The 16,833-nt window shown below is 71.7% G+C and carries 13 protein-coding genes; 3 read left to right on the top strand and 10 right to left on the bottom strand.

Going from position 1 to position 16,833, the window contains the following annotated elements; genetic code table 11:
* Nucleotides 1-21: 21 nt before the first annotated feature.
* Nucleotides 22-711, bottom strand: coding sequence for an HAD family hydrolase (locus AQJ46_RS23010; protein ID WP_059207395.1), 690 nt, complete (start codon nucleotides 709-711; stop codon nucleotides 22-24).
* A 20-nt stretch (nucleotides 712-731) separates the two neighbouring features.
* A complete protein-coding gene (locus AQJ46_RS23005) occupies nucleotides 732-1,208 on the bottom strand; it encodes an Lrp/AsnC family transcriptional regulator (protein ID WP_059207394.1) in 477 nt (158 codons plus the stop codon).
* A 210-nt stretch (nucleotides 1,209-1,418) separates the two neighbouring features.
* Between AQJ46_RS23005 and AQJ46_RS23000 the strand changes: the two genes are divergently transcribed.
* The gene (locus tag AQJ46_RS23000; protein WP_059207694.1) at nucleotides 1,419-2,906 is read left to right on the top strand and encodes an FUSC family protein; all 1,488 of its coding nucleotides are present in this window, start codon (nucleotides 1,419-1,421) and stop codon (nucleotides 2,904-2,906) included.
* 112 nt (nucleotides 2,907-3,018) lie between these two features.
* A complete protein-coding gene (locus tag AQJ46_RS22995; RefSeq protein ID WP_059207693.1) occupies nucleotides 3,019-4,053 on the top strand; it encodes a lactonase family protein in 1,035 nt (344 codons plus the stop codon).
* Nucleotides 4,054-4,130: 77 nt separating this feature from the next.
* Here AQJ46_RS22995 and AQJ46_RS22990 read toward each other — a convergent pair whose 3' ends face one another.
* On the bottom strand, nucleotides 4,131-5,054 hold the full coding sequence (locus AQJ46_RS22990; protein WP_107104777.1) for a sirohydrochlorin chelatase: 924 nt from the start codon (nucleotides 5,052-5,054) through the stop codon (nucleotides 4,131-4,133).
* Nucleotides 5,055-5,149: 95 nt separating this feature from the next.
* Complete coding sequence (locus AQJ46_RS22985) at nucleotides 5,150-6,142, bottom strand: N-acetylglucosamine kinase (protein ID WP_059207393.1); 993 nt, start codon at nucleotides 6,140-6,142, stop codon at nucleotides 5,150-5,152.
* A 151-nt stretch (nucleotides 6,143-6,293) separates the two neighbouring features.
* Between AQJ46_RS22985 and AQJ46_RS22980 the strand changes: the two genes are divergently transcribed.
* The gene (locus tag AQJ46_RS22980) at nucleotides 6,294-6,971 is read left to right on the top strand and encodes a uracil-DNA glycosylase (protein ID WP_057609776.1); all 678 of its coding nucleotides are present in this window, start codon (nucleotides 6,294-6,296) and stop codon (nucleotides 6,969-6,971) included.
* 51 nt (nucleotides 6,972-7,022) lie between these two features.
* On the opposite strand, the gene AQJ46_RS22975 is transcribed toward AQJ46_RS22980, so the two are convergent.
* From AQJ46_RS22975 to AQJ46_RS22950, 6 genes are read right to left on the bottom strand one after another with little or no spacing between them, the layout of a single operon-like run.
* The gene (locus AQJ46_RS22975) at nucleotides 7,023-10,121 is read right to left on the bottom strand and encodes an alpha-N-acetylglucosaminidase (protein WP_059207392.1); all 3,099 of its coding nucleotides are present in this window, start codon (nucleotides 10,119-10,121) and stop codon (nucleotides 7,023-7,025) included.
* A 20-nt stretch (nucleotides 10,122-10,141) separates the two neighbouring features.
* Nucleotides 10,142-11,047, bottom strand: a complete 906-nt coding sequence (locus tag AQJ46_RS22970) for a hypothetical protein (RefSeq protein ID WP_059207391.1) — start codon at nucleotides 11,045-11,047, stop codon at nucleotides 10,142-10,144.
* On the bottom strand, nucleotides 11,044-11,988 hold the full coding sequence (locus tag AQJ46_RS22965) for a hypothetical protein (protein ID WP_059207692.1): 945 nt from the start codon (nucleotides 11,986-11,988) through the stop codon (nucleotides 11,044-11,046). Before AQJ46_RS22965 ends, AQJ46_RS22970 begins: the two co-directional genes overlap by 4 nt.
* A 5-nt stretch (nucleotides 11,989-11,993) precedes the next feature.
* Nucleotides 11,994-13,442 (bottom strand): alpha-L-fucosidase, encoded by a 1,449-nt coding sequence (locus AQJ46_RS22960; RefSeq protein WP_059207390.1) that lies wholly within the window; start codon nucleotides 13,440-13,442, stop codon nucleotides 11,994-11,996.
* A gap of 11 nt (nucleotides 13,443-13,453) precedes the next feature.
* Nucleotides 13,454-15,601: a GDSL-type esterase/lipase family protein gene (locus AQJ46_RS22955; protein WP_059207389.1), complete on the bottom strand. Its 2,148-nt coding sequence runs from the start codon at nucleotides 15,599-15,601 to the stop codon at nucleotides 13,454-13,456.
* Between the two features lie 9 nt (nucleotides 15,602-15,610).
* Entirely contained in the window at nucleotides 15,611-16,831 is a 1,221-nt protein-coding gene (locus AQJ46_RS22950; protein WP_079072398.1) for an SGNH/GDSL hydrolase family protein, read from the bottom strand.
* Nucleotides 16,832-16,833 lie beyond the last annotated feature (2 nt).

Here is a 16,833-nt window from a genome sequence, read left to right as displayed (position 1 = left end):
CGGGGACGGGGCGCTGAGCCGTCAGCCCCGGTTGCGCGCCAGCCAGTCATGAGCCGCCCGTGCCGTGAACTCCTCCTGACCTCCCCGCAGAAGGAGACCGGCACGGGCGAACTCCGGGGCGTCGGCCTGCGCCGCCACGTACGGGATCGCGATGCACCGCATCCCGGCGGCGTGCGCGGCGGCGGCGCCCGGGGCGGCGTCCTCCAGGACCACACAGTCGGCGGGGTCGGCACCCAGTCGGCGGGCGGCCTCCAGGAAGACGTCCGGCGCGGGCTTGCCGTGGGCGACCTCGTCGGCCGAGACGGTCGTACGGAGATACGCGTCGAGGCCCGTCCCGGCCAGGATGGCGTCGATGGCCTCCGGAGAGGACCCCGAGGCGACCGCCATCGGCACGCCCTCACCGGCCAGCAGCTCCACGAACTTCCGCATCTCGGGGTACGCGCGCGTGGCCGTGCGGGCCAGCTCCAGATAGCGTCGGTTCTTGTCCGCCAGGAGTTCCGGCACGGACGCCCGCAGCCCGTAGAGCGACTTCCACCGCGTGACCGTCTCCCGGGTGCTGATCCCGACGTACCGCTCGTGGTCGGTCCAGGTGAAGTCCGGGGCCCCGTGCGCGGCGAGGGTCTGCCGACCCGCTTCGTAGTAGTTCGGCTCGCTGTCCACGAGCGTTCCGTCGAGATCGAAGATGACCGATATGCCGCTGAGCCTGCTCATGGCTCCCAGGATGTCAAAGATCAACTCCGGGCGGCGCGCCCGACCGACTCCACCAGCGGCAGCAGCCGGTACGCGACCCGCTCCCGCAGTGCCACCTCGGTACGCGTCCGCACCACTCCCGGCAGGCTGATCACCTTCTGGATCACGTCCTCCAGATGCGCGTTGTCCCGCGCCACGACCCGCGTCAGCAGATCCCCGCCGCCCGCGATCGAGAACGCCTCGACGATCTCCGGCACGGCGGACAGCGCGTCCCCCACGTCGTCGAGCCGCCCCTGGGTCACCTCGATGTGCACGAACGCCAGCACCGGATGACCGAGCGCGCCGGGCGACAGCGAGGGCCCCGTACCGGTGATCACCCCGTCCCGCTCCAGCCGGTCGAGCCGCGCCTGCAAGGTGCCCCGCGCGACCCCCAGAATCCGCGCGTACTCCCGCACGCTCGTCCGCGGCCGCTCCAGCAGCAGTCGCAGGATGCGGGTGTCGAGCTCGTCCACGGCCATGGCGTACGGCCTCCTCGTCCATGGTCCGTTGGCCCGCCGATGGACGCTCCAGGACCGCTTTCACTGTGCCGATGGCCCAGCATATTCGATCTCACTTGAGCCGACAGCGGCGAGGATGCTGCAATGAGCCCGTCGATGGCGCTGCGGACCCCGCGGCGCCTTTTCCATGCCGGTGTCCAGCCGGTCTCCAAGAACTTCAGGGGGCGGTACGTGCTGAAGAGGGTGTTCATGGCGGCGGACCCGGGCCGGGCCCGGCTGCGCTTCGCCGCGCGGGCGGTGCTCGGCATCGGCCTCGCGGTCGTGGTGTGCGGCCTCGCGGGACACTCGCTCGCCGGTGCCGTCACCGGCGGCCTCGCCGCGCTGCTCGCCCTGTTCACCGTCACGGACGCCACCGTCCGGGGGCAGGCGCTCACCACCGCCCTGCTGCCCGCCGTCGGCCTGCCCGTCCTCGCCGCCGCGGCCGGGCTCCACGACCATCCCGTCGCTCGCGACCTCGTCCTCCTCGCCGTGGTCGGCGCGGGCGTGTACGCCCGGCGCTGGGGCCCACGCGGGCACAGCCTCGGCGTCTTCGCGTTCATGACCTTCTTCGTGGCGCAGTTCCTGCACGCGACCACCGGCCAGCTCCCCGAGCTCTACGCCGCCGTCCTGTTGTCCCTGCTCACCGCCGCCGCGGTCCGCTTCGGTCTGTGGTGCTACGAGCGCCGGCTCCCCCCGGCCACCGTGCCCGCCCCGCCCGCCGGGACCGGCCTCGCCCGTGCGACCACCCGCCAGGCGGTCCAGGCCATGGCCGGCGCGGGTTTCGCCCTCGTCGTCGGCCAGCTGATCTCCGGCCAGCGCTGGTACTGGGCCGTCGGCGCCACCTGGTGGATCTTCGTGAACACCACCTCGCGCGGCGAGACCCTGGTGCGCGGCTTCCGCCGGGTCCTCGGCACGGTGATCGGCATCGGCCTCGGCCTGCTCGTCGCCGTACCGCTGCACGGGGCGCCGGCGCCCACGGCCGTCCTGCTCGCCGTCTGCGTCTTCGGCATCTTCTACACGGCTGCCGTCTCGTACACGTGGATGATGCTCTGGGTCACGCTGCTGGCCGAGCTTCTCTACGGCCTTCTCGGCGTCCTGAACCCCGGACTGCTGGCCCTGCGGTTCGCGGAGACCGGCGTGGGCGCGGTCGGAGCCGTCCTGGCGGTGCTGTTCGTCCTGCCGATCACCACCCACGCCGTCACCGACGCCTGGATCCAGCGCGCCCTGCGCTGCGTCCACGCATGCACCGCCGAGGCCGCCGCCCGCCTCGCGGGGGTGCCGGGCGCGGACCCGGCCGTCCGCGTGGCCGAACTGGAGCAGCTGCTGGGCAGGGTCCGCCTCTCGGTGGGCCCGCTGGTCCACCCCCTCAACCCGATGCCGGCCCGCAAGCGCCGCGCCCGCCACGTCCTCGCCCTCCTCGACGACTGCGCCCGGGAGATGCGAGGCCTGGTCACCGTCGCGACCGACCCCGAGGCCTCGCACGACGCCCGCCTGACCGCCGCGTGCCGACGGGTGGAGGCCGCTGTGGAGGCCCTCACCGACGGCAGGGACTTCGCGGTCGCGGACCGCCCCCTCGCCGAGGAACCCGCACTGGCCCATGTGCACGGACTGGAAAGGGCGCTCGCGGAGCTGGCCGCGCCCTTGCGCACGCCGACCGGCTCACCGCTGGTGGGAACCTGAACCCACCCCGCCAGGTACGCGACCGGCCGTGAATTTTTACCGGCGCTGGTCTAGACCGGTGCTGATCGACTGCTACCGTCGCCCGAACGGCACCGACCGAGAGGGGACGACTGTGGCAGGCGGCGGCGGCGGGCGGGGACGGGCTTACATCGGGTCGTTCACGGCGGCGGGAGGCCTCGGCATCGTGACGGCGGCGGTGGCCCCGGACACGGGCGCGTTGAAGGTGTTGAGCGGACTGAACGGCGTACCCGATCCGTCGTATCTGGCTCTGTCGGCCCGCGGGGACGTGCTGTACGCGGTCAGCGAGACGGCCCAGGGCGCGCTGGCCGCCTACCGGGTGAACGGCGAGCGGCCCGAGCCGGCCGGCCCGCCGGTGCCGGTCGACGGGAACGGGCCCACGCACCTCGCCGTGCACGCCGGATACGTCCTGACCGCCAACTACGGCTCCGGCAGCGTCACCACCGTGGCCCTGCGTGCCGACGGCTCCCTCGCGGGCGCCCACTCCGGCGTGCTGCGCCACACCGGCTCGGGCCCGCACACGCCCCGCCAGCAGAACCCCCACGCCCACCAGGTGCAGCCCGACCCGAGCGGGCGGTGGATCGTCAGCGTCGACCTCGGCACGGACTCCGTGCGGGTGTGCACCCTGACGGACGGCGCGCTCGACATACACCGCGAGGTCGCCCTGCGCCCCGGCTCGGGCCCGCGCCACCTGGCCTTCCATCCCGACGGAACCCGCGCCTACGTCCTCAACGAGCTCACCCCGACCCTCGTGAGGTGCCGCTGGGACGCCGAGAAGGGCTCGCTGAAGCCCCTGAGCGAGATCCCGGTGCTGGCGGGCGCCCCGGAGGGCGACGCCTACCCGTCGGGCGTCGTCACGTCCCCCGACGGCCGTTTCGTGTGGACCGCCACCCGGGGCGAGGACGTCCTGTCCACGTTCGCCGTCGAGGGCGACGACCTGCGGCTGGTCGGCACGGTCGGCTGCGGCGGCCGCTGGCCCCGGGCCCTCGCCGAGTACGGCGGCTTCCTGTACGTGGCCAACGAGCGCTCCGGTGACGTGACCTGGTTCGCCGTGGACGCGGCCACCGGCCTGCCCAGGTACGAGGGCTCGATCGAAGTCCCGGCCGCGTCCTGCGTGGTCTTCGACTGATCCGCCGCCTTGCACACCGAAGGGCCCGCTCCGACGGATGGAGCGGGCCCTTTCGGTGACGCGGTCGCAGGGGGCGCTCAGCGCACCGGTGCGCCCTGCGCCTGCTGCGGGGCGATGCCCAGCGCGGTCGTGTACTTGGCGAGGACGAGCTTGCCGATCGCCGGGTAGGGGCCGAGCGGCTCGGCGGCGGAGCAGCCGGCCTCCTTGGCCGCCTCCTCGATCACGGCGGGGTCGATCTCCGGCCCTATCAGATACGGCGCGAGCGCCAGCTGCTGCGAACCGGATGATCGCAGCTGATCGGCGATGGACGCGATCGAGCCGTCCTGGTCGAGCGCCGCCGCCATCACCGGCACGGCGAGACGCGCGGCGAGCAGCATGCCGGTGATCCCGGCCGCCTGCACGGCCTCCTCGCCGCCCACCGCGCCCAGGATGATGCCGTCCGCGGCGGTCGTCACGGCGAACAGGCGAGCGCGGTCGGCACGGGCCAGCCCGGCCTCCGAAAGACGTACGTGCAGCGCCTCAGCGAGCAGCGGGTGCGGGCCCAGCACATCGGTGAGGTCGGCCGCGATCCGGCTGTCCATCACCGCCTGGCGGATCCGGCGCAGCAGCGCGCTGTCCGGACCGGCGAGCAGCGGCACCACGACGGCGACGGGGCCGTCGGGCTCCTTGACGTCCATCCCGGCGGCCTTGGCCTGCTCGTAACGAGCGGAGCGCTCCTCGGCGGCATGGGTCAGGACGGCCTGAAGCGTGGGGAACTCCGAGTCGTCCCCGTCGAGGTACCCGATCCGCGCGTCGAGGCCGGGGAGCTCGGAGCGGGCGATGCTCACGACCTCCTCGGCGAGGCTGCGCGTGGCGGCCGCGGGCGTGCCCGGAACCGCGAGGACGAGCGCGGGCGCGCCCTCGGGAGCCGCCAAGGGCTCGGGTCGGCGGTGCCGCCCGGGCTGGCGAGGTCGCGGCATTCGTACTGGCAGGCCGGACGCGGGCCCAGTGGGGGAGCTCATGGCGACGCATGTTACTGGTTTCCGGGGCTCCCCTGTTCGGGGAGGGTGCAGGTGAGCGGTATCCGTCCGGTTTTGTCTGATGAGTTACGTCCGCTTCAGCCCCTCTTTGGGGTCACGACGTACAACATCGACTCGTCGCTCGGAAGAGTGAGCGAGCCGCGCGCCAGTTCTGTGGCGATCTGTACGGATCCCTCGAGCGGTCCGCCCGCCGCCGTGACCCGCCGGGCGTGCGGCAGTCGCCGCCTCAACTCCTCGTCCAGCGGTGCGACGAGGGCGGCACCCATCCTGAACAAGCCACCGGTGAGGCTGACATGCACCTCGCCCTCCGCCGGACAGACCGCGGCCGCCGAGTCCGCCATGTGCCGGGCCGCCTCGCGCAGGATCCCCCCGGCGACCGGGTCGCTCTCGGCACAGGCCGCCACTTGGGGCGCGAAGGAGGCGAGCACGGCGGGCCGGTCCGTACGCGGGTACAACCTGCCGGGCAGCTCCCGCACCGGTCCGAACGCCTCCTCGGCCAGGGCCAGCAGCGCCGCCGAGCCGCCCGAACGCCCGTCGTGGGCCCGCAGTGCGGCCTCCAGGCCGGCCCGGCCGATCCACGCGCCACCCCCGCAGTCGCCCAGCAGATGACCCCAGCCGTCCGCCCGGCGCCAGGACTCGAGGTCGGTGCCGATCGCGATGAGACCGGTACCGGCCGCGACGACCGCACCCGGGCGCGGACCGAGAGCGCCGGTGTACGCCGTCACCGCGTCCGCGACGAGCGCGACGGTCCGGACCCCGAACTCCCTCTCCAGCGCGCCGGGAAGCTCGGCCCGCAGCGCATCGCCCAGGGTGGCGAGACCGGCCGCCCCGACGACGGCGGTGTCCAGTCCGCTCACTCCCGCCTCGGACAGCAACGCCCTGACCATGGGTGTCAGTTGCTCCATCAGGTGCCCCGGGTCGATCCCGCGCGCACCCGTCCGCACAGGCACCCGGGACTCCCGCGGGGCCGTGTTCCCCCGGCCGGGGATGCCGACGACGACCCGCAGTCCGGATCCGCCGGAGTCGAGGGCGAGGAACCCTTCGCCCGTACCGGTCCCGTGAGGTGACAAGCTCCCCGCCCTCCCGGTGACCGATGTGTGGTCTGCTCGACCGGCTCCAAGATCTCGACGAGGAGGAAGAGTAGCGCCGAGAGCGGCGTCCGTGGGCGAGGGCTTCTGCGTGTGTGCTGTGCCCCGGTGCCTGCCAGTAGAGTGACACGCCGTGGCACCACGACCCTTGCACGAACTTGTTGAAGCAGGCTGGGCGAAGGCTCTCGAGCCCGCGGCCGAACGCATCGCCGCCATGGGGGACTTCCTCCGGGCCGAGATAGCGGCGGGCCGGACCTACCTGCCGGCCGGGGCGAATGTCCTGCGGGCCTTCCAGCAGCCCTTCGACGACGTCCGCGTTCTGATCGTCGGTCAGGACCCCTATCCGACGCCGGGGATGGCGATCGGGCTGAGTTTCGCGGTCTCGCCCGAGGTGCGTTCCCTGCCGGGCAGCCTGGAGAACATCTTCCGGGAGATGCACTCCGACCTGGGGCTGCCCCGGCCCTCGAACGGGGATCTGACGCCGTGGGCCGAGCAGGGCGTGCTGCTGCTCAACAGGGCGTTGACGACGGCCCCGCGCAAACCGGGCGCGCACCGCGGCCAGGGCTGGGAAGAGGTCACCGAGCAGGCCATCCGGGCGCTCGCCGCTCGGGGGAAGCCGCTGGTCTCGGTCCTGTGGGGGCGTGACGCGCGCAATCTGCGGCCGCTCCTGGGGGATCTTCCGGCCATTGAGTCCGCTCATCCCTCGCCGATGTCGGCGGACCGCGGATTCTTCGGCTCGCGTCCGTTCAGCCGGGCCAACGACCTGCTGCTGCGGCAGGGTGCCCAGCCGGTGGACTGGCGACTGCCGTAGACCCCGGTGGGCCCCCTCCACCGCGCGGTGGAGAGGGCCGGGCCACCGCGGTCAGGTCACCGTGAATCCGTCGAACGTGGCAATGCCCCGTCCGTCGGTCCAGCCGTTGGCCGCGGTCATGAAGACCCCGACGTCCTGCGCGGCGGCCGCGCCTGACGGCGTGGCCGTGCCCACCGTCGTCCAGGTGACGCCGTCCGTGCTCGCCTCACCGGTGTACGAGGCGCCGGACCGGGTCAGCCGCAGCCGCACCGGCGCGGTGAAGGAGCCCGACAGCTCGATCGAGTCGAAACGGCCGTCACCGTCCGCGTCCCAGCTCAGCGCGCAGCCGTTGGACGGGGTGATCGCCAGGTTCACATAGCCCGCGGTCCCCTGGGTGCCGAGGTCATTGCGGGCGATGAGGCCCGCCCGTGCCCAGCCCCCGGACGCGTCCTGGGACGTGACCGTGACCTGGGCCACCGTTCCGTCCTTGTACCCGCCCGCCCGGTACACCGCCCCGAACTCGTTGGTGCCGCCCCACAGGTCGGCCCCCGCGCCCTCGATGGCGATCTCGTCGCCGGCCTGGCCGAACACCGGGTCGTTGTAGGAGGCCGTGCGGTACGGGTCACCGACCCCGGCCGCGGCCATGAGCCGTACCGGCGCCACCGCCTTTCCGCCCCCGGCGTACGCCGCCGACGCGACGACCTGGCCGACCAGTTCCGTAGGCGCACCCGCCAGAGAGACCTCGAAGCGAGCGGCGAACGTCTCGCCGGACGCCACCGACGCCTTGCTCACCGGATCGAGCGGCTTCACCGCCATGCCCTCGGGGGCGGTGACGGAGAGGGTCAGGCCGCGTGCCGCCGTGAACCCGTTCCTGTTGGTGAAGGTGACCGTCACCGTCGCAGGCGTGCCCTCGGCCACCGCTCCCCGGTCGACGCGCGCCGTGAGGGCCGCCTGGTAAGGAGTGCCGGCGAGCAGGTCGCGCACGCTGCGAGCAAGGGCGTACGGGGAGCCGTGGGGATCGGTCGGATGCGTCTCGTGGGCGTGCGCCCAGCGGTCCTCCAGGGCGAACCAGTCGATCGTCGCCGCGTCCTTTCCCGTGGCGAGTGCGTTGAAGTACGTCTGCCAGCGGGTGCGGTACAGGCCGCCGACCAGCCCGGACCACTCCCGGTTCGCATAGTCGTGCAGGCCCTCCTCGCTGCTGGCGCGTCCGCCCCAGGTGGTGATGAGGGAGCGGACGTCGTATTCGAGGCGGTCCTTCTCGGCCCGGTCGGCGCCCCAGGAGCGCGCGTCGGCCAGCCACCGCCCGAGCAGATGCGGGCCGGAGGTCGCCAGCAGGTCGTCGAGGAGGTCCATCCAGCCCAGCCAGGTCTTGGTCAGCTTGCCGAACAGAGCCTTGTCCCCGGCGTCGTGTGCGGCTTTGATCTGGGGCAGCAGGACCCGGCTGCGGTTGGACAGGACCTGCCGGGCCACGTCGACGACGTCGTACCGGTAGGCCGAGCTGTCCCTCAACTCCGCTCGAACCGCGAGAAGTTCCGTGAGCGCGGCGTCGAACGCCGTGGTGTCGTAACGGTCCTTCTCCGGTCCCCACGCGGCGGCCTTGTTCGCCGTCAGGCTCGGACGGGCGCCGAACAGGCCGTCGGGCGCCTCGCTCCAGGAGTCCGCGCGGGACATGTTGTACGCGGTGTCGCGGATCGTCTGCCAGGCCGCCGCCGCATGCCGGTCGGGGCCGCCGTAGCGGGAGAGCGCGTACGCGGCGAACCAGTCGTCCAGGTCCACGGTGCCGGGCGTCCAGGCCAGGTCGGTGAGGAGGGCGAGGGCGGGCGCGTTGTTGTCCGCCCCCTCGGGCATCGCCGCGATACCGGCGAGCGCACTGCCCTTCTTGTCACGCCACTTGGGGTACTGCTCCACCCAGTCCGGGGCGTTGGCGCCGATCGGGGTGTGGCCGCCGAAGTTCCAGATGCTGCCGAAGGCGTACGGGGTGCCGCCCCAGTCGCTCTCCCGGTCCGTGACCGTGGTGTAGCGGTCCGACAGGCCGTCCACGATCAGCATCCGGCTCTTGTCGACGCCGTCGAGCAGCTCCTTGGCCGGGTTGTTCTGCCAGCCGAGGATCGCCCACACGGCCCCCGGGTGGGCCTTCTGCAGTGCCGCCTCGACGGCCTCCGCTGCCTCACCCACCGGCACGGCACCGGCGTTGCCGCCCTCGTGCAGGAGGTCCATCTTGTACATCGTGCTCCCGCCGAACCGCTCCTTCTGGGCACGGTAGAAAGCGGCGGCCACGTCGGCGAAGGCCGTGGTGCGCGGGTCGAGCCAGTCGGGGCGTTTGAAGGCGCCCCAGGTGCCCTGCGCCACCACCGCCGCGTCGCCGCCGTGCTTGGCGGGGAAGTCGTCCGGGACGCTGCCGTAGTAGCCCGGCAGGACCGGCGTCATGCCCAGGTCCCGTACCCGGTCGATGATCTTCTCGGCGAGCACGGCACGCTTCTCGAGGAGCTGCCGGGAGATGGGCCCGCCGAAGCCCGACATGTTCTGCAGCAGCCACCAGGGCTGACGGGCGGGGGCCGGGATCCAGGCGCGCATCTCGGCGTCGGTGTAGCCGAACTGACGGAACGTGTCGTAGTAGACGGCGTCGCCGCCCATGTAGACGAGGACCCGGTTGACTCCGTGGACGGCCAGCACGTCCAGCTCGTACTGCCAGGCGTCCCAGTCGCGGTAGGCGCCGGTGTAGCCCTCGTTGGTGTCGTTGAAGGCGAAGCGGTGCGGCACGTTGGCCGTTCCCGTGATCTCCGCGGCGGGCGCGGGGAGGGTGCGCGGCAGGTTGAGCTGCTCGCCGGTCCAGGAGACGGAGGCGTGCGCGGTCCGCCGCAGGTAGGTGTGGAGGCCGGCGAGCAGCACGGCGGGGCTGGTGCCCTCCACCGTGATCTGTCCGGCCCGGCCGGTGACCCGGAAGCGGTCGGCGACGTCGGCGACGGCCCGCAGGGTGAGCTGCCGGTAGTGGTCGGGAAGCAGTCGCTTCAGCGCGGCTGCGGCGGGCGCGGTGTCGAAGAGGGCTCCGCCGGCCGCGTACGCGGCCGGCGGGAGGGGCAGCAGCGCGGCACCGCCCAGCACCACCGCGCCTGTGAGGATCCGTCTGCGGGTGACGCCTGGGAGGTCGAGGTCGCCTCGGTTGTCGTGCATGAACGTCCTTCCGGCCGAGCTCAGTTGATCGTCGTGATCGTCATGGCGAAGATGTGCAGGGCGGCGGCGCCCGCCTGGATGCCGTCGCTGACCTTGGGCAGGACCACGGAACGCAGTTCCTTCCCGGCTGTCAGATCGACCCCGAAGGTGAACAGGCTGACGGGGTTGTCGTCACGGCCGGAGATGATGTGGCGGTACGGCAACACCACCGCTGCGGAGGAGTTCGCGCCGTACCAGTCGGGGACGTCGACCGAGAAGGCCTGCTCGGTGCCGTCGGCGTAGACGACCTTGCCGTCGCCCTTGCCGTCTCCCCAGGTGCTGGTGCCGAGGAAGGACAACCGGGAACCGGAGCCGGACAGCAGCACGGTCTGGCCGGAGGAGATGACGTTGTCCTTGCTCCCGGGCCGGGTGTCCGGCCAGGTGAAGGGCACCCCGTCGTAGGTGACCGTGGCCCCCGGAGTCAGCCCCACCGACGCCAGCGCCTCGGCGGACAGGCTGGAGTTCGAGCCGTCGATGTTCGCGACGGTGAGGGCGTCGTCGGAGGCGATCCCCGCGTTGTCGAACGCCCCGGGCAGCGAGCGGTACGGCAGCAGGACGGAGGAGGTGGCGCGGGTGCAGTCGGAGCCGTGGCGGTGCACGTCGAAGAGGGCGTGCGCGGTGAACACGATCCGGCCCTCGGCGTCGTCGGCGAGCCGGGTGCGCCAGGTGCGGGTCACCGACCGTCCGGGCGCGAGGTCACCCAGGCCGTCCTGTTCGGCGGAGTCGTCCACGGCGAGATAGAGCACGGTGCCGCGCAGCGCGATCCGGGTGGAGTTGGTGAGGGTGGTCGTCAGGGTCACGGTCTCGCCGGCCTCGGGTGCGGACGGGGCGACGGTGAGCGAGACGGGCGGCGAGAGGAAGTCCTCCTCGGGACGGTAGGCGGTCACGACTCCTCCACGGTGAAGTGGTCGAACACGGCCTGAACCGTCGTGCCGGGGTAGTTGAGGTTCACGGCGCTCGCCACCACGCCCGCGTCCAGGGCGCCGCTCGCTGAGGGCACGGTCGCGCTCGCGATCTCGTTCCAGGAGAGGCCGTTGTTGATACTGGTGTACGCGGTGTACGTCGTGCGGTCACGGACCAGGCGCAGCCAGGCGGGGTGGGCGGAAACGCCGCCTCCGGCCCAGGTGTCGAGGTGCCCGTTCCCGTCGCTGTCGGTCATGAACTCGACGCCGTACGACTTCGACATGGTGAGGACGGCGTAGCCGCCCTTCTCCGGGGCGGTGAGGTCGTTGGCGACGGCGATGCCGTACTTGGCGGTGGGGTTGTCGCTCCCGGTGAGGCTGACCGTCTCGACCTGCACCACGCTCGACTCGGCGGCGGAGCCGGGAAGGAGGATGCCCCCCTTCTCGTCGGTGCCGCCGGAGAAGTCGCGGCCGCCCGCCCAGATCACCAACTGGCCGCCGTACTGGCCGAACTTGGCGTCGTCGGTGGTGGCGAACGTCCGGTACGGGTCCCGCACCCCATTGGGCTCGTAGGGCACCGTGAACGTCTTCGCGGACCGCGCGCAGTCGCTGCTGTTCTCGTCGACGTCGAAGACCAGGTGCGCGGAGAACGACACGTCCCCGGCCACGTCGGCCGGCATCGCCGTCTCCCACCGCCGGGTCGTCTTCGTGCCGGGCCGCAGGTCGCCGAGCGGGATGGTCTTCGCCGCCGCGGTGGCTCGGGGGTTGATCAGATGGAGCACGGCGTTGAGGAGCGGGAAGGAACAGTCGTTGGTGAGGACCGCGGTGGCGGTGACCGTGTCGCCGCCGGCCGGCTCGGCTGGCTGCGTGGTGACGGTGAGGGTGGGTCCCAGGGTGTCGAACCGGGTGCCGTTACTGAATCCCATGCCGGTCACCGGGCCCAGTCGACGGTGAAGACATTGGCGATGTCGCTGGGCAGAGAGGACGGGACGGTGATGTTGATCTTCCCGTCACGGCGGGTCCACCGCAGACTGCCGCTCGTGCCGAGCAGCCGGACCCGGGACGTGGCGCTGATGGGGATGTCGCCGGGCACCGAAAGGGTTCCGCTGGGCTTGCCCAGCACGATGATGTTGAACGTGCCCGGGGAGACGGTGTAGCGGATGCCGAGCTGGCTGCCCTCCTCCTCCGCCCGCACCCAGGGCGTAGACCCGTAAATCGCGGGGCCGTTGACCTTCAGCCAGGCGCCGATGTCCTTCAGCCGCTCCTGCATGATCGCGGGGATCGTGCCGTCCGGCTTGGGACCGATGTTGAGCAGCAGGTTGCCGTTCTTGCTGACCACGTCGGCCAGCAGGTGGATGAGGAACTCGGAGGTCTTGTAGTCCTCGTCCAGCTCATGCTTGTTGTAGCCCCAGGAGTAGCCCATGGTGATGCAGCACTCCCACTTCTGCGGGTCCATGGTGGGGTTGGTGCGCTGCTCGTACGTCGCGAAGTCGAAGTGGGTGTCGAAGCGGTCGTTGACCACGACTCCCTTGGGCCTGCGGCGGTTCTTGGCCTGGTTGTAGTAGTGGGCCAGGGCCTCCTCGCTGCGCCACGGCGGTTCTCCGGTCGGCCGGAACCACTGGCCGTCCGCCCACAGCAGTTCCGGGTCGTAGCGGTCGACGATCTCGTACAGCTGCTTCAGTTCGTAGTCGCCGATGTAGTCCTGGACCGGCTTGTAGCCGACCATCGGGATCTCTTCGTCGGTGTAGAAGTTCTTCATCGGCCGGCCGATCGACGGGTTGAAGAACTCGCCGATCGAGTAGTAGAGGCCCGGCCGCACGGTGCCGCGCTTACGGGCCGCGGTCATCAGCTCGCCGACGAGGTCGCGCTTCGGGCCGTACCTGACCGAGTGCCGGTCGGTGAACTCACTGGGGAACAGGGCGAATCCGTCGTGGTGCTTACTGGTCAGCGCGAAGTACTCGGCGCCCGCCTGCTCGAACAGCCTCACCCAGGAGTCCGGGTCGTAGTTCTCCGCCGTGAACTGCGGGATGAAGTCGTCGTAGACGAAGTCCTGGCCGTAGGTGTCGCGGTGGTACCGCCACTCCGCGGTGTCCTTGTAGCTCTGGTACCAGAGGTACCACTCGGCTGCGATGTGCCGTCCGGAACCGGCGGGCACCGAGTAGACGCCCCAGTGGACGAAGATGCCGAACTTGGCGTCCTTGTACCAGCGCGGAACCGGGTGCGTGTCCAGAGAAGCCTTGGTGGCCTGATAGTCGGGGACACCCGGTACGCCGGACACGGCCCCCTGCGTGAGCGCCTGGGCGATGCCGGGCGGAGCCATCATCACGGCCCCGCCGAGGGCGCCCGCCGTGGTCATGAAGCGTCTGCGGTTGACTGCCATCAACCTTCCTCTCACTCGTGAATGGAGAAGGAGTCGAAAAGTGCGGTCGTGATCTGGCCGGGGTAGTTGAGGTTGACCGCGCTCGCGACCAGCCCGGCGTCACCGGTGCCGTTCGCGGACGGCACGGTGGCGGTGCCGACCTGCTGCCAGGCGGTGCCGTCGGAACTGGCGTACGCGGTGTAGGCGGTGCCGTCGCGGACGAGCTTCAGCCAGGCGGGGTGGTACGAACTGCCGCCCCCGGCCCAGGTGTCGAGCTGCCCGTCACCGTCGCTGTCGGTCAGGAACTCCAGGCCGAACTGTGCGGACATGGTGAGCACCGCGTAGCCGCCCGCCTCCGGCGCGGTGAGGTCGTTGGCCACCGCGATCCCCGCTTTGGCGGACGGGCCGCTGCCGGTCTGGCCGACGACCCGGGCGGTCACCGTGCCGGACGGGGGCGCCGCCTCCGCGAGGTAGACCGCCGCCTTCTCGTCCTTCCAGCCGGACAGGTCCTGGCCGCCCGCCCAGATGGCGAACTGGTCGCCGTTCTGGGCGTATTGGGCCTTCTCGGTGGTGGTGGCGGTTGTCAGGTACGGCGCCCGGACCTCGGACGGAGCGGGGGTCACCGTCGCGTCCACGCTGTCGGAGTCGCGCCGGGTACGGCCGTCCTGGACGAAGGAGGTGCGTACGCCGATCTGGTGGGTGCCCCAGACCGCGTCGGCCGCGGGGGCCACCGTCCAGGTGACGGTGGCGCTGTCGCCCGGGGCGAGAGAGCCGGTGCGCGTACTACCGGCCGGTTCGGCGGACCAGCCGTCGGGGAGGTCGAGGCGAGTGCTGACCTGAGTGACCGCCCTGGGACCGGTGTTGGTGACGGTCGAGGTGATCTCCGTGCCCTCGCCGCCCGCTTCCAGGGTCGGCCGGTACGGCGTGAGCCGGACACGGGCCGAGGGGCAGTCCCGGGCCACCCGCAGACCGGCGAGGTCGACCGCGTCGGCGAAGGCCTTCATCCCGGTGTCGTTGGGGTGCAGATGGTCACCGGAGTCGAACGCGGCGCCGTAGCGGGTGGGGTCGTCAGGGTCCCGCACCGCCTTGTCGAAGTCGGCGTAGCCGTCGAAGACGCCGCCGTCCCGCACGAACGTGTTGACCTTCTGCCGGTCGGCCTCCTTGGCCTCGGTCCACCAGTCGCCCCAGCCGCGATACGGCACGACCGTCGCGCCGATCACTCGCAGCCCGCGTTCGTGGGCGCGGCGCACGATCTCCTTCATGCCGTCGATCACCTGATCACCGGTGGCGCCGCCCCAGCTGAGGTCGTTGACGCCCTCGAACAGGACCACCGTCCGCGCTCCCGGCTGCGACAGCACATCGCGCTCCAGCCGGTCCAGCGCCGACGGGTTGCCGTCGACGCCGGCCGTGATCCGGTTGCCGCTGATGCCCTCGTTCAGCACCCCGGCCGTGGCAGAGCAGGCCGACAGCCGCCCCGCCAGGTAGTCGGGCCAACGCCGGTTGGCGTCCGAGGTGGAGGCCGCGCCGTCGGTGATGGAGTCGCCGAGCGCCACCACGGCGCCCGCCGCGTTGCCGCGCTGTACGTCGACACCGGTCAGGAACGGGAAGGTGGAGTCCGTCTTGGTGAAGGCGTCCCCGCCGGCGTCCGCTGCGTGATCGCCGCCTCCGTCGGGCGTCCAGTAGACGGTCTGGAGGCCCATCCAGTGCTGGCTGATGTGGGTGAGCCGGCCGGGGAAGTACAGGCTGACGACCAGGTCGCTGCGGGCCGGCACGGTGAGCCGGACCTGATCGCTGGCCGCCTGCTCGCCGGCCGCGATCGTCACCCCGCTCTTCCCGCCGAACCGCAGCTTCTGCGGCTTCGTGACGGCGGAACCGCCCTCCCGAAGCCCGACGGTCGCGTGACCGATGGTCACCGGCTCGGTGGTGAAGTCGTTGGTCAGGCGGATGCGCACGCTCGACCCGCCGGCGCTCACCCGCACCGGTATCCGAACCGTCACCTCCGAGGTGCCCGGGTCGTAGGCGGCGTGCTGGGCGGTCGCCCAAGTCCCCGTCCACCCCTGCGGTGTGGTCTCGGCCGCGGCCGGTACCGCCGGAAGCAGGGCTGCCACGGTGGCCGCCAACGCCGTGGCCAGGACCGCGAATCTTCGGTGTCCCCGCAAGTGTTCAAGCCGTCCAGACACGGTTCCTCCTCAGGAACAGCCGCGGCCGAGGCCGAGCGTGGTCAGGTCGATGGAGTCGGCGAATGCCTTCATCCCGGCATCATTGGGATGCAGATGGTCACCGGAGTCGTACGCCGCGCCCAGTCGCCTCGGATCAGCCGGATCCCGGACCGCCCGGTCGAAGTCGGCATAGTCGTCGAAGACCTTGCCGGAGGCCCGGACGAACGCGTTGACCTGCTGCCGCCGCGCCTCCGTCTCCTCGCTCCAACCGCCCCAGGTGAAGTCCTTGTACGGGGTGATCGTGGCGCCGACGACCCGCATCCCGCGCTGGTGCGCCCGGTGAGCGATCGTCTTCATCCCGGCGATGATCTGCTCGGCACTCGCCCCGCCGAGGTCGTTGATGCCCTCGAAGAGGATCAGGGTCCGCGCCCCCGGCTGGGAGAGCACATCCCGGTCGAGCCGGTCGAGCGCCGAGGGGTTGGTCTCGGTCCCGGCGGTGATCCGGTTGCTGGTGATGCCCGCGTTGAGCACCCCCGCGCCGGGCAGGCAGGCGTTGAGGCGGGCCGACAGCAGATCGGGCCAGCGCTGGTTCGTGTCGGCCGTCGAGTAGGACCCGTCGGTGATCGAGTCGCCGAGCGCCACCACCGACCCGGTCCTCGGCGCGGTCACGTCGACGCCGCTGAGGAACGGCCAACTCGTGGTGGTCCAGGTGTAGGCGTCGCCGGAGGTGTCGGCGGCGTGGTCGCCCGCCCCGTAGTCCGTCCAGTACACGGTCTGCTGCGCCCACCAGTGATCGGTGATGTGCGTGACCTGACCGGGCAGATGGAGACTGACGACCAGGTCGGCAAGGGCCGGCACGGCGAGTCCGACCGGATCGCTGACAGCCTGGCCGCCCGCCGGGATCGTGACCGCCCGCTTCCCGCCGAACCGCAGGTCGTACGGGCGGGCCACGGCGGAACCGCCGTTGCGCAGACCCACGGTCGCGTGCCCGATCGTCACCGGGTCGGTGGCGTAGGCGTTGGTCAGCCGGATGCGTACGGACGAGCCGCCGACGCTGGTGTGCACCGGCATCCGTACCGTCACCTCGGACATCCCCGAGACCTCGTAGTGCTCACTGGCCGCCGTCGCCCAGGTCCCCGTCCAGGCGAGCCGATCGCCTTGCTGACCGGCCTCGGCAGGCGCCGCCGTCCCCGCCATGACGGCCGAGACCGCCAGCAGCAAAGCCGCGAGCCTGCCACGTATCCCATGCATCT

This window comes from Streptomyces canus, from assembly GCF_001514145.1.
Classification (GTDB): domain Bacteria; phylum Actinomycetota; class Actinomycetes; order Streptomycetales; family Streptomycetaceae; genus Streptomyces; species Streptomyces canus.
This window is presented reverse-complemented; position numbering and strand designations above follow the sequence as displayed.

What these genes read in the sequence shown, in the direction of transcription:
- AQJ46_RS22975 (WP_059207392.1), bottom strand. Translation starts at nt 10,121, where the DNA reads ATGCACGACAACCGAGGCGACCTCGACCTCCCAGGCGTCACCCGCAGA.
- AQJ46_RS22990 (WP_107104777.1), bottom strand. Translation starts at nt 5,054, where the DNA reads ATGAGCTCCCCCACTGGGCCCGCGTCCGGCCTGCCAGTACGAATGCCG.
- AQJ46_RS23010 (WP_059207395.1), bottom strand. Translation starts at nt 711, where the DNA reads ATGAGCAGGCTCAGCGGCATATCGGTCATCTTCGATCTCGACGGAACG.
- AQJ46_RS22965 (WP_059207692.1), bottom strand. Translation starts at nt 11,988, where the DNA reads ATGGGATTCAGTAACGGCACCCGGTTCGACACCCTGGGACCCACCCTC.
- AQJ46_RS22960 (WP_059207390.1), bottom strand. Translation starts at nt 13,442, where the DNA reads ATGGCAGTCAACCGCAGACGCTTCATGACCACGGCGGGCGCCCTCGGC.
- AQJ46_RS22950 (WP_079072398.1), bottom strand. Translation starts at nt 16,831, where the DNA reads ATGCATGGGATACGTGGCAGGCTCGCGGCTTTGCTGCTGGCGGTCTCG.
- AQJ46_RS23005 (WP_059207394.1), bottom strand. Translation starts at nt 1,208, where the DNA reads ATGGCCGTGGACGAGCTCGACACCCGCATCCTGCGACTGCTGCTGGAG.